Origin of the sequence: Prochlorococcus sp. MIT 1342, assembly GCF_047304495.1 — a bacterium.
Lineage (GTDB): Bacteria > Cyanobacteriota > Cyanobacteriia > PCC-6307 > Cyanobiaceae > Prochlorococcus > Prochlorococcus marinus_D.
This window is the reverse complement of the sequence record NZ_CP138957.1, coordinates 547,350-559,913: the sequence shown is the minus strand read 5'-3', so window position 1 is coordinate 559,913 and position 12,564 is coordinate 547,350. Positions and strand designations below refer to the sequence as shown.

The 12,564-nt window shown below is 51.4% G+C and carries 12 protein-coding genes and 1 pseudogene; 3 read left to right on the top strand and 10 right to left on the bottom strand.

The window, feature by feature from the left end:
* Window positions 1-52: 52 nt before the first annotated feature.
* From SIB79_RS02945 to SIB79_RS02930, 4 genes and pseudogenes are all read right to left on the bottom strand, one after another.
* Entirely contained in the window at window positions 53-460 is a 408-nt protein-coding gene (locus tag SIB79_RS02945) for a hypothetical protein (RefSeq protein ID WP_063402947.1), read from the bottom strand.
* Window positions 461-528: 68 nt separating this feature from the next.
* Window positions 529-705 carry a hypothetical protein gene (locus SIB79_RS02940; RefSeq protein WP_155724557.1) on the bottom strand — a complete coding sequence of 59 codons (177 nt, stop codon included), beginning with the start codon at window positions 703-705 and terminating at the stop codon, window positions 529-531.
* Window positions 706-762: 57 nt separating this feature from the next.
* A complete protein-coding gene (locus SIB79_RS02935; protein ID WP_155724558.1) occupies window positions 763-924 on the bottom strand; it encodes a hypothetical protein in 162 nt (53 codons plus the stop codon).
* A 35-nt stretch (window positions 925-959) separates the two neighbouring features.
* Window positions 960-1,457 (bottom strand): annotated as a pseudogene (locus tag SIB79_RS02930) (hypothetical protein).
* 844 nt (window positions 1,458-2,301) lie between these two features.
* Between SIB79_RS02930 and SIB79_RS02925 the strand changes: the two are divergent.
* Window positions 2,302-2,598 (top strand): hypothetical protein, encoded by a 297-nt coding sequence (locus tag SIB79_RS02925; RefSeq protein ID WP_236072494.1) that lies wholly within the window; start codon window positions 2,302-2,304, stop codon window positions 2,596-2,598.
* 255 nt (window positions 2,599-2,853) lie between these two features.
* Here SIB79_RS02925 and SIB79_RS02920 read toward each other — a convergent pair whose 3' ends face one another.
* Window positions 2,854-3,099, bottom strand: a complete 246-nt coding sequence (locus tag SIB79_RS02920) for a hypothetical protein (protein ID WP_413681134.1) — start codon at window positions 3,097-3,099, stop codon at window positions 2,854-2,856.
* 492 nt (window positions 3,100-3,591) lie between these two features.
* The gene (locus SIB79_RS02915; protein WP_063402950.1) at window positions 3,592-3,837 is read right to left on the bottom strand and encodes a Nif11-like leader peptide family natural product precursor; all 246 of its coding nucleotides are present in this window, start codon (window positions 3,835-3,837) and stop codon (window positions 3,592-3,594) included.
* A 142-nt stretch (window positions 3,838-3,979) separates the two neighbouring features.
* On the opposite strand from SIB79_RS02915, the gene SIB79_RS02910 reads away from it, so the two are divergent.
* On the top strand, window positions 3,980-4,342 hold the full coding sequence (locus SIB79_RS02910) for a hypothetical protein (RefSeq protein ID WP_063402951.1): 363 nt from the start codon (window positions 3,980-3,982) through the stop codon (window positions 4,340-4,342).
* 61 nt (window positions 4,343-4,403) lie between these two features.
* On the opposite strand, the gene SIB79_RS02905 is transcribed toward SIB79_RS02910, so the two are convergent.
* Both SIB79_RS02905 and SIB79_RS02900 read right to left on the bottom strand, forming a co-directional pair.
* Window positions 4,404-5,267, bottom strand: a complete 864-nt coding sequence (locus SIB79_RS02905) for a carbohydrate ABC transporter permease (RefSeq protein ID WP_063402952.1) — start codon at window positions 5,265-5,267, stop codon at window positions 4,404-4,406.
* A gap of 3 nt (window positions 5,268-5,270) precedes the next feature.
* The gene (locus tag SIB79_RS02900; RefSeq protein WP_063402953.1) at window positions 5,271-6,893 is read right to left on the bottom strand and encodes a 2-isopropylmalate synthase; all 1,623 of its coding nucleotides are present in this window, start codon (window positions 6,891-6,893) and stop codon (window positions 5,271-5,273) included.
* Between the two features lie 147 nt (window positions 6,894-7,040).
* On the opposite strand from SIB79_RS02900, the gene SIB79_RS02895 reads away from it, so the two are divergent.
* The gene (locus SIB79_RS02895) at window positions 7,041-8,609 is read left to right on the top strand and encodes a glycoside hydrolase family 57 protein (RefSeq protein WP_063402954.1); all 1,569 of its coding nucleotides are present in this window, start codon (window positions 7,041-7,043) and stop codon (window positions 8,607-8,609) included.
* Here the strand turns inward: SIB79_RS02895 and crtL are convergent.
* Window positions 8,606-9,832: a lycopene beta cyclase gene (crtL, locus tag SIB79_RS02890; protein WP_413681133.1), complete on the bottom strand. Its 1,227-nt coding sequence runs from the start codon at window positions 9,830-9,832 to the stop codon at window positions 8,606-8,608. The genes SIB79_RS02895 and crtL overlap by 4 nt on opposite strands.
* A gap of 2 nt (window positions 9,833-9,834) precedes the next feature.
* Complete coding sequence (gene gyrA / locus SIB79_RS02885; RefSeq protein ID WP_011130496.1) at window positions 9,835-12,462, bottom strand: DNA gyrase subunit A; 2,628 nt, start codon at window positions 12,460-12,462, stop codon at window positions 9,835-9,837.
* Window positions 12,463-12,564 lie beyond the last annotated feature (102 nt).

Genomic DNA, 12,564 nt, shown 5'->3' with positions numbered 1-12,564 from the left:
AGCTCAATGAACAGGCAATGAAAACTGATCAGACAATCATCAACGACTGAGATCAAAGTCGACCTCCTTGACGATGAATCGGACGACACCAATAAAGCAGCGCCAACAGATTCAAAACGAACATCAGCAGGGACAAGCCACCAAGAGCCTGAGAGTCAGGCACCATCAATGCCTTATCCAAAACCAGGCGGACAATTCCGTAAGGCAACGACCCTGCTAAGGCCATCGATAAAGCAACAATGGCAACGATGACGCCCCATCGCCGCTCAGCCAAAAGGCCAGCAGATGCCACGATGCCAACGATGGCAGCCGGCCAGGCGAGGCTAAAGGCGAGGCTGATATTGGTTATTTGCAGAGCCTGATTAGTAAATGCAACCACTCCAATAATGGGGAGGGCCGCCACGTTGGCTAGCAAGCCGATCCAGGCCATCAACCAATAACCACGAACCACAGCACTCATCACAAAGACCCTGACTAGTGCCAACGTAAGCAGGTCTACAAGACGCTTCTAAAAGAAATCAGGTTGATTCAGGAATTGGACTGAGCTCGCGGATCGACAAGAATGCCACCTTGAGAAGACTTTTCGGCAGCGACGCCATTGTTTGCGGCCTCATTGCTAGAGACTTCTCCTGCACTCTCAAGCTCAGTCTCAAGAGTGGAAAACAGCATAGCTATTGCTTCTTTACAGCCTAGAGGAGAGGCCATGACCCACTCAATTGAGCCTAAGCAAAGGCTTTCAATCTCCTAGATCAGCGGGCTTAGTTAGCGAAGAGCTTTCGTTACTTGGGCAGAACGTTGCAGACCAAGATCACCGCCATCAAACGCCAACACCACATAACGGCACCAATCTTCGCCCGGGTAAATGAGCAGACTTTCGCTATCAATCATTGGCCCTGTTAGAGAGGTGGTCCAATCATCTGCCATGACCATCTATGGCGCGGTGGACCACTCTGAATGAGCTAAGGCTCTAGGCGATCGGCACAGTACTGCAAAAAAAGACTTTTCACTTCCTCAAAAGGAAGGGCCTACACAAGGCGTGCCTCAACCTCCTCACGTTGTTGACTCTGGTGATAGAGGCGAAGCTCCCTCACTACCTCTGGAGAGCTCCGTTGCACAGTTAAAAGTGCTTTGCCTAGCTGATGATCTGCCAACAAGGGACCGTCCTTGCAAGCTTGCATCACATGGGCCGACTCATGGGCAAGCACTGTCCAAACCTCTGTCGGATCATCCTCAAGGTTGTTGGCACAAAGCAGCACTGCATTCCTACCAACATGAAAAGCACCCATCAATCCTGATGGACAGTCACCCGCTACCAGAGTATTCGTACCAGCCTGCTGCAAAAGGTTTTGATAACGACCAAACTGCTCCCAACTACTGGCATTGCAAACATCAAGCCAAGCCAAACCAGACACGGAAACCAACAAACATCCCAACCATCGCAATAACACCACAGCCAATCGGGCAATCCTCTGTTCTTATTGGATACAGATCGACCGCGTTGGTTGCTTCAATGCACCGAACTTCTCCGGTTTTCATTCAAGCTCCTCAGAGCAAACGCCCCCAGGGATCCTCAAAGCAATGAGCGATTCAGCATGAGGTTGACCAAATGCGCTGAGCAGAGCCCTCATCAGCCCGAGGAAGGGGCGGGAGGGTCCCCACATTAAACCAAGACGAGTCACGAGTTAGTCGTTCAAGACCTGATCAGAAAGCCTTGCCAATCAGGATCACAAGAATCCCAACGATTAAATCATTTCTTAGGCCAATCCCTCCAGGAATCTCTTCAAGAAAAACCCTGCAAATCCCTAAATACTATCCGCCTAAAACTTCTGCAGAAATCAAAGAAAAAAGCCTTGCCGATACAAGTCAGATGAAATCAAAATCTCCGCAAACTAAATCTTGAAGCCAAAAGAGCCCATCACCAATTCAAACCCTTCATTTCATCCTATCCTTGCAGTACATGTCGACAAGCCCCTTGAGAAAAAGCTACAAAGAATCACCAAAAGGCCAAGGCAAGTATTCTTGACTATTTAAAGATAAAGCCAACTTTTGCTTGAATCAAGCTTCAAACCCTGCTTTCAAAAGCATCAATACAGAAAACTTATAACTAGACCATTGCCAAGCTTTTCATGCATTCTTCTTGCCTAAGATAGAAAATCTATTAAAATTATAATAGGGCCTCTTAGCACTCGCTCACTTTTACAAGTCAATGCACTGCCAACCCGAGCGTCCAATAGCCCCTATAGTTTTCCAATCAGAAAGGCTGGCCATTTGTTAAAAAGACATTTCAGCACTGTCGCCAAGGTGTCACAAAAGAACCAACCACAAAGCCATCGCGCGCAGCTGCGCAATCAGCTCAGCCTGATGATTAGGGCGTTCACCGCACTCACAGGAGCTCTTTTGATTCTGCTACCAATGCAACCAAGCTGGGCTGCCTTGGACTATGCCAAGCAGGATGACATCCTTAGCAACACCAACATGCCTGAGGAAACCTTCGATTCGGCAATGTTTGACGACCTTCCTTTCGCACAACGCCGCCAAGCGCTCAGGGAGGAATCTGGGATCAGGCGTCGTGACGCCTCTACACCTCTAATCCCTTAAGGATGAGCATTTCACTCATCCAAATGTTGTAAAACTGGCTCATCAAATAGCGTCTAGTCAACCAAGCCAATGCATAGCCGCTGGACTGACAACCGGACTCAAGATCAGGCAATCAACAGTTAATCAGGTCCACGACATCCTTAGCAGCAATAGGAATAACGCCTCTTCTATTTGAACGTATATTTGTACATCATCGCCAAGGCCCTAACTGTATATTTAGCCACTCGAGTCTCAAATTGGCACAATCGGTCAGCCTCAATTTCTGGGATAGCCCACAGTTCGGCAAAACCCTCTACGCGTCATCACTTCAACACCAATAGCCCTTTGACTGATTGAGCAGTTAAGCCCCTGTCCATCACGCCAATTCTTTGCAGCAGCAAGAGCTGCTTCATCTGAGTCATATAGAAAATCCAGCACAGGGAGTGGAGTTCCATCAAGAGCAACCAACCTGTAAAGCAGTCGTTGGGGCGCCATATTTCTTCCTTTGCTCAACACACCCATAATCTCACGATTGTGGAAAAACTTGCAAAACCAGAAAACGATCTCTCTAGAAGTGTTCTTCCCTGCCAAAAACCCATCTCTCTACTGAGCCTGCCATAACTTGATCAACCAGACTACAGCACAAACTCTTTTTCAATGAAAAATACACTTCTATACATCCAGAAGGCCAGTGAAGATAAAGCAACTACAAGCTGTTCATATTTCAACCTCCAGCCTTTGAGCGATTGTTTCTTGCAGCAACAATCGCAGGTCGAGTTTTAGGATTTACCACGAGAAATTTACGGGGCAAATCCTGTTATTGCCATAACATAACTACTGTATTTGTCTCTAAAAGTATGTATGCAATCATCAATGATTCAAAGTCATGTTGAATTAATAGCCAGTCAATCGAAAAGGCCAAAGTCGAATTTATGGCGTCACATTAACTTTAGGCAGCCAGCACACAAACTCCTATGGAGTCGTCTTGCTTAGACGCCATCCTCATCAATCTTGTCAGCCTTGGATGAAGTGACGCAAACGACGAGACTCTTCAGCCATGCGGCGTTGCAATTCCTCAGCAGGAAGAGAACCCTCATCGCGTTGTTGAGCAGCAAAAAGATCAGCTTCCGTCACATCAAGCCCACGGTCCTGCGCTAACTCCAGGAACTGCTCAACCTCGATAGCGTCCTCAAGTTGCTTATCGAGCAATGGATCCTCCTTCCTTAAAGCCAACAGACGGTCTAGGTCCTTAATCGACACGACCCCAATGCGAGAGTGATCGGTCTACATCAGCCAGCCGCAAATTGGCAGATGATGCGTTCAAGCATGCCTGAATTTGTAGCTGCATAGATGCAAAGTCAACACAGAACCGCTACACCCATAAAGTCTTCTTAACGACGGCATGAAGAACTGGAAAGGCTTGCGGCTGATTGGTGCCGGAGGGATGAGCATGCTGACAGTGCTTTTTATCGTGATTTGGCAAGCGGTTGCCAAGCAGACCAACACTCTTAACCAGGTTATGGAACGGCTGAGTGAGCTTGAACAAAAACCACAAACAAGCAGCAGCCGTTTGCTGGGCGAGCAACTACACAGCCTTCAGATCCGGCTCAATAATCAAGGGGAAAGGCTTAACGCACTCATCGAACAACAACGACAGATCACCAAGCCGCAACAAGAGTCCATCCACAGTCAATCTGACCCATGGCAAATGCAACCTGAACCTCCAGCCACACCATCAGCTCCAGGGCTGTCACCACAACCTTGAGCTTCATAGAACCCTGAAAGTCTTGACAAGAGCCTGGGATTGATTCTTGGCGATCAAAAACCTATCCCTTCACCGCATCACCACTTGCACTAGGGAGAATAAAACGCTGCAAAAGAATGAAGAGTGCCAGCACCGGCAAAATCGACACCACCGACCCAGCCGCCACAATTCTCCAGTCAAGAGAGAAGCTGCTGGCGAGCTGCTGTAGGCCGAGTGGAAGGGTGTAAAGGCTGGGGTCATCCAAGATCACCAAAGGCCAGAGGAAATCGCTCCAAGTGCCGATAAACACAAACATGGCCAGGGTGATTAGATCAGCACGAGCAGCCGGAATCATCACGTTCCACCATTCACCCAATCGACTACAACCATCGATTCGCGCAGCCTCTTCAAGTTCCACGGGCACCGTCAAAAAACTCTGTCGCAAGAGATAGAGCCCAAAGGCTGTTGCGGCCTGTGGAATCACCAAGGCCATCAGAGAGTTACGCAATCCCAACTGCACCATCAAAAGATACAAAGGGATCATCACCACCTGAAAAGGAATGAGGATGGTTGCCACCACAAGGGCCAAGACCAGACCTCTTCCGGCAAAGCGCATCCGAGCGAGTGGATAGGCCGCCAGGGAGCAGAAAAGCAGATTGGCTACCACCGCCAAACAGCTCACTACTGTGCTGTTGAGCAAATAAATCCCTAGCGGATTGTCGGCGAATAGTCGCCAATACGCCATCAGGCTCGGTTCGACAGGTAGTAAGGCTGGAGGACTAGTAAAAATCTCTTCAGCGGGCCCTTTCAAGGACGTGCTTACCAGCCAAAGCAATGGAAGGAGAATGACAAGCGCCAACACGATAAGGACCCCTAACTGAAAACCTTTCAGCAGTGGCGAAGCCAAGCTCTTACGCCTCATCTCCACATAGGGAAAACGCCCCATTGTTTAGATGCCTGACCGTAGATCAGCTAGCACAGCATCATGTTGGGGATGAAGAGACTGGCGACCGCAACCTGCCACCAGCCGATTAAGCGCATTCACAAATGCTTGAGCTGCAGCAACAACCACATCAGTGTCAGCGGAATGACCTGAGAAAAGCTGCCCATCTCGACGTAGCCGAATCGTGACTTCACCCATCGCATCAATCCCTTCCGTTACCGACTTCACCGAGAACTCGATCAGCTCATTAGGTTCGCCAGCTAGAGCATTCAATGCACGACAGACAGCATCTACTGGACCGGTGCCCACTGCAGCGGCAGTCTGCTCCTGTCCATCCTCTTGCGCAAGAATGACAGTAGCCGTAGGCCTAAGACTGCTACCGCAACTGACTTGCACCAGTCGTAACTGAAAACGAGCTTCAGACTGCTGAACCTGTTCGCTGACAATGGCCTCAAGATCTCGATCGGTTATATCGCGCTTGCGATCGGCCAGATCCTTAAATCGTGCAAAGGCCTCGTCAAGATCCTCCCGAGTCAAGTCGTAACCGAGCTCCTCAAGGCGAGCTCGGACGGCACTGCGGCCACTTAGCTTGCCCAGCGAGATCCGATTGTCGCTCAGCCCAACCGTACGGGCATCAACAATTTCATAAGTCAGACGATTTTTAAGCACACCATCTTGATGAATACCTGACTCATGGGCGAAAGCATTGCTGCCTACAATCGCCTTATTGGGCTGCACCACCATGCCGGTGAGATTTGAGACCAATCGAGAGGTCTTGGTGATTTCCTCCATGCGAACGGCTGTTAGAGGAGTAGGGCTATCAGGTTCACGCCCAAAGAAGGGATTGAAATAACGCCGCCTCACATACAAAGCCATCACCAACTCCTCAAGCGCAGCATTCCCTGCCCGCTCTCCAATGCCGTTGATTGTGCATTCAAACTGCCGGGCTCCACTCTTCACAGCTTCTAAAAAATTGGCTACAGCCAGTCCGAGGTCGTTGTGACCATGAACAGAAATAACCGCCTCATTCATGTTTGGAACATGGCAATCGATACCAGCAATCAACGCCCCGAACTCCGAGGGAGTTGTAAAACCAACTGTGTCGGGGATATTGATGGTGCCCGCCCCCGCAGCAATCGCAGCCTCGATCACCTCATAAAGAAACTCAGGATCGCTTCGAGCAGCGTCCTCACAAGAGAACTCAACATCATCAACAAGTGAGCGGGCGTAAGCAACCATCTCTGGAACAATCGCCAGAACCTCCGCCCGAGATTTACGCAGCTTGTGCTCCAAGTGAATATCACTCGTGGCAATGAATGTGTGAATTCGTCGTCGAGGTGCTGGGGCAACGGCATCAGCACAAGCCTTGATATCAGCACGCGAAGCCCTAGCCAAGCCACAAATGATTGGCCCTTCATCCCCACCAACCTGCTGGGCAATACGTTGCACGGCAGCAAAATCGCCCTGGCTGGCAAAAGGAAAGCCAGCTTCAATCACATCCACACCCAAACGAGCGAGTTGCTGGGCAATAGCCAGCTTTTCCTCAAGATTGAGACTTGCCCCAGGGGACTGCTCTCCATCCCTGAGGGTGGTGTCAAAAATCAAAACGCGGCCTGGATCCTTGGCCATGACAGCACCCTTCAGGGAGTTAGTCGAAATGACTATGAGTTAAGCGAGTCTAAGGGGGGACTGCCTACTGCGAAGCGACAACTCAGCAAACCAAGGTCGGCTTTATCAACAAAGTCGTTCTAAATTCAACTCCACTGAAATCAGAACGTGGGCAAAGGTGCTCTGGCCCTGGTTCTCCATGCCCATCTCCCATATGTGCGATCGGCAGAGCCCGGTTCATTGGAAGAAGACTGGTTTTTTCAAGCCCTGATTGAGTGCTATTTACCTCTTCTCCAGATTCTGGAAGAAGCTGCCGCAGCACCCAACCAACACCCCAGGCTCACGATCAGCCTTTCTCCGACCCTGCTCTCCCTACTCAGTGACGACGATCTAAAACACCGATTCCCCGCCTGGCTCGCTGTTCGTCTGGACCTCCTAGCCCAAACCTCCTCAGACCTACAACCTGCAGCGGACCACCTCGCTGAGATCATCCAACGACATCTGCATCAGTGGTTGGCATGCGAAGGCGATCTCATTGGTCGCTTTGCCCAACTTCAAAGGTTAAAGGTTGTCGACCTGCTCACCTGCGGAGCCACCCATGGCTACATGCCATTACTGAGGGAACATCCTGAGGCAGTGCGTGGTCAGTTGCGCACTGCCGTAAGCGAGCACCACCGCCTACTAGGAGAGCAGCCCCTGGGAATCTGGCTGCCGGAATGTGCCTACTACGAAGGGCTGGACCGTTGGATACTCGATGCTGGACTGCGCTACACCGTGCTCGACGGGCATGGCCTCCTGCATGCCACTCCTCGTCCGCGTTATGGCGTATATGCCCCAATCTGCAGCCGAAATGGCGTGGCCTTCTTCGGCAGAGACAGTGATGCCACGCTTCCTGTCTGGTCAGCAGAGCAAGGGTATCCAGGCGACCCTTTTTACCGTGAATTTCATAGGGATCTTGGTTGGGACCTACCAATCGAACAACTCCATGGGATCGGGCTAAAGGAACCCAGACCCTTAGGGCTGAAACTGCATCGAGTGACAGACCAAACGTCACCCCTTGATGCCAAAGCAGTTTATGAGCCCGCCATAGCTTGCGCACTTACCAAAGAACACGCTCAGCTCTACCTAAAGGGTCGCCGAATCCAACTCGATCAATTAGCTAACACCATGGCCATCGAGCCATTGTTAGTGGCTCCCTTCGACGCAGAGCTCTTTGGACACTGGTGGTTTGAGGGGCCAACTTTCCTTGCCGAAATCTTCCGCCAGGCCAACAAGGAGCAGGTGTATTTCACCAGGCTTCGAGACGTCCTCACATCAAACCCCCAACTCCAACTTTGTGAACCATGTCCCTCAAGCTGGGGGCAAGGTGGCTACCACGACTATTGGCTCAATGACAGCAATGCATGGGTGGTTCCTGAGTGGAGCCGAGCCGGAAAAGCAATGGTGGAGAGATGCAGCCTAGGAGTGGCTCGAGAATCGGACCTACGGCTGCTGCAACAGGCTGCTCGAGAACTTCTCCTGGCCCAGTCCTCCGACTGGAGTTTCATTCTGCGAGCAGGCACAACCACGGAGCTTGCGAAGGAACGTATCCATCGCCACCTCAACCGTTTCTGGCAATTAATGCAGGCCATCAATGACAAGCAACATCTGCCCGAAGACTGGCTGATCCGACTCGAATCGGAAGATGGCCTCTTCCCATTCATTCAAGCGACGGACTGGGCTCGCATTCGTGACTAGGTCGAAGAGGCCCCAAAAAGCATCCCTAACCGAATCTCCCAGGAGGAAAGCAAGAACAACCGCAGCATCACCATCAGAAGACGAGGTAGTGGCAGCGTGTTGGCCAGAAAACCTGCCCAATCCTCACGTGGCAACCGAAAGAAAGTGGCAAAGAAGCTGCGCAAGCGAGCTTCGTCAAAGCTCATCAGTCGCCGCAAACCAAACTGATAAAGGCGATGACGCTGCACAAGCTCCGGCGACCAAAGCACCTGCCACCCTTCCCGAGCAAGAGCGGAAGAATCCAGAGGAGGCTCCACAGCCAAAGCCATTGCCAAATGCTTTGCCAATGCCGGAGCTCGACGTAAAAGAGCTCCAACCATGTAGCCCGAAGCAGGATGGACCATGCTTGCTGCACCACCAAAGGCGAGCAAAGGTTGACGACGATCAGGCAAAGGCAAGTTCATCGGGAACAGGCAATATTCCTCATGGATCACTTCTTTAATCTCCACCCCGCGGTGAGACAAGCGTGCATGCAGCCTTTCCCTTAATTCACTCCAAGACAATGGAGGCGCGCAGGCAAGCGAAGTCTCCTCAACAAAAAAGATTCCCTCACCAAAATCCATGGCATAGAGAAAGCTGGGGGGTTTCTCTCGTTGTTCATCACTGAGATGGTCGGGACGAAAATCCATTAATACGAACTGACCAGACTCCACTGGTGATGAACTGAAGCGTCCCACGACGCCATAGGCCGCCTGCTCCGCTACGGGCCCATTATCAGGGCGACGGATAAATCGACTGCGATGACCACTGGCATCAATGACAACCCGTGCTCGATAAGCGTTGCCAGAGTGACAGAGAACTTCCGTATCTCTCCCCAACACCTTAATGCTCACAGCGGTTTCAACATTCCAACTCAATTCACCACAACGACTCAGCAATGAATCTTGTAATGCGGCTGGATCGAAAAGGCCGTAGTCGAAATGATGTTGAATTGGAGCAAGACCCTCCTCGTTATCACCATCACCGAAATAGCTAACTGTGTTGGTCCAACGCTGGCCCAATAAAGAAGCCATCCCAAGAGACTCAAGCTCCTCAGCCCAGATTCCATAAGTATTGGGCCATGGCTGCTCAGGTGTGTGCGAGGCGAGGGCAGTCACTGCCAAGCCTTGCTCGACTAACTCAGCAACGATACAGAGAGCCGCCGGACCAGCTCCCATCACTAAAACATCCGTACGACTGGTCAATGTCAGCTGGAAGGAGCGTCGTCAACCCCAGCCACTTCACTGGGATCAGATCGATCATCTGGCTGGTCCTGATCCTCAGAATCAGGCGGCACAAGCACCACCTCAGAGAGGCGATCACCTGCATCCAAGCGCTGAAGCCGAACACCAGTAGCAGCCCTTGACTGCTGAGGAATTTTATCGGCACTGGTACGCACAATCACTCCACGCTCGCTTACCAACAAAAGCTCTTCTCCGTAGCCAAGCACCCTTAAACCCACCAACTCGTCTCCTTCGCGCCTGAACTTGATGGCACGCAGACCCATGCCTGCACGTTTCTGCAAACGGAACTGATTGACCGGTACCCGCTTACCCAGTCCACTAGCGGAAGCAACAAGCACCCATGGTCCATCACTAACGACAACGGTCTCGCCGCTTTCATCCTGATCATCCTCAAGACTCTTAGCGACCTGATCGGCAAGCTCGACAGGCAATACATCCATGCTCACCAACGAATCGCCGCCTCGTAAATTCATGGCACGCACGCCACGAGCAGTTCGTCCTAAGGGTCGTAACTCCTCATCACAGAGTCGGAAATGAATGGTCATTCCAGCCCTAGAAGCAATCAAAACACTGTCACCAGGAACTGCCAACCTCACCCAAGTAAGAGCATCACCCTCCTCCAGACCAATGGCAATCAAACCATTGGAACGAATCTTGCTGAAAGCTGATAGAGAGGTGCGCTTGATAAAGCCACCCTTCGTCAACATCAACAAGTGGGTGTCGTCATCGAAGGATATAACTGACAGAAGGGAGGTAATTGCCTCTTCACGGGGAATGGGCAAGAGCTGTACGACAGGTGTTCCCTTCGCTGTGCGGCTGCACTGAGGCACACGATAAGCAGGAAGGGCATAGGAGACACCACGATCACTGAACAACAGCAACGTGTCATGGTCATTGCAGCTGATAAACAGCTTCACCGCCTCCTCACCTTGACTGCGAGTGCCTGCCTTGCCTCGTGTCCCACGACTCGTGGCCTCAAACTCGCTTACCGGCATGCGCTTGAGATAACCGGTCTCAGTGAGCAACACCACAGATCGCTCGTTGGCAATCAAGTCGATGTCTTCGAGCCCCCCTCCTAAATCGAGGATCTCGGTGCGCCGAGGCAAGCAATGCTTCTCGCGCAGCTTGGTCAATTCGTCCTCAATTAGACCGAAAACACGCTCACGTCGGCCAAGGATGTCCTTGTAATTGGCGATCTTGGTAACAAGATCCTCGTGTTCCAAACGAATCTTGTCAGCCTCTAAAGCGGTCAAACGCCGCAACTGCATCTGCAGGATGGCATCCGCCTGAATCTCCGTGAGACCATGATGCTCCTGCAACTGTTGACGAGCTGTAGCCGTATCAGAGGCAGCACGAATCAACGCGATGATTGGATCAAGCTGATCGAGAGCAAGCAAAAGACCCAACAGGATGTGGTCGCGTTCCTCAGCTTTACGAAGGAAATAGCGGGTCCGACGTTCAACAGTATCAACGCGAAAATCGAGGAATACCTGCAGCATCTTGCGCAGGGTGAGCAGCACCGGCTCGCCATTGACTAGCGCCAACATATGGGCACTAAAGTTGCTCTGAAGAGGAGTGAGCTTGAAAAGATTATTGAGCACTACCTGAGGGTAGGCATCACGTCGCAGCTCCACGACAATACGCATGCCATCGCGATCGCTTTCGTCGCGAATATCAGAAATACCCTCCAGCTTCTTATCATTAACCATCTCTGCAATCCGCTCAATCAGCGCTGCTTTATTGGTCTGATAGGGCAATTCAGTAATGATCACTGCATCCCGGTCTGCTCGACCGGGATGTTCAATCGTCTCAATATTTGCCACGCCGCGCATCGTTACCGAACCACGACCGGTGAGATAGGTTTCACGAATACCACTACGACCAAGAATCTGACCACCAGTTGGAAAGTCCGGCCCAGGGATAAGCGTCATCAACTCAGAATCACTTAGCTCGGGATTACTGATCAGAGCCTGCAGACCATCGATTAATTCACTGAGATTGTGCGGTGGAATATTGGTAGCCATGCCAACGGCGATCCCTGAGGAGCCATTCAGCAGCAACTGAGGAATACGTGCTGGCAATACCATTGGCTCCTGTTGGGAGCCATCAAAGTTGTCCGCGTAGTCAACTGTCTCTGCTTCGATATCCTCAAGCAGACTGTCTGTCGTAAGCGACTGAAGACGCGATTCGGTGTATCGCATGGCCGCAGGTGGATCGTTATCGACCGAACCAAAATTGCCGTGACCATCAATCAACGGCATTTGCATGGAAAAATCCTGAGCCATGCGAACCAGCGCGTCGTAGACGGCTGTATCCCCATGGGGATGGTATTTACCCAGAACCTCACCAACAACTCGGGCACACTTTCGATAAGGCCGATCGCTGGTCAGGCCCAACTCATACATCGCATAAAGGATGCGCCTATGCACAGGCTTGAGACCATCACGAGCGTCGGGCAACGCACGCCCAACGATCACACTCATCGCGTACTCCAGATAGGAGCGCGACATTTCAATGCGCAGGTCCGTCTGGATTATCCGATCGTCGGACTCGCCGGGACCGCCGTCACTGGGTCCCAATGGATCCGCCATAAAAGAGCTGGTTGCCAATAATCAGGTTATCTCGGAAGCTGATGAATTGAGCCACCAGCATCAACAAAAACCAGCCTCTGCACTGTTAGGGCTTAATACAGC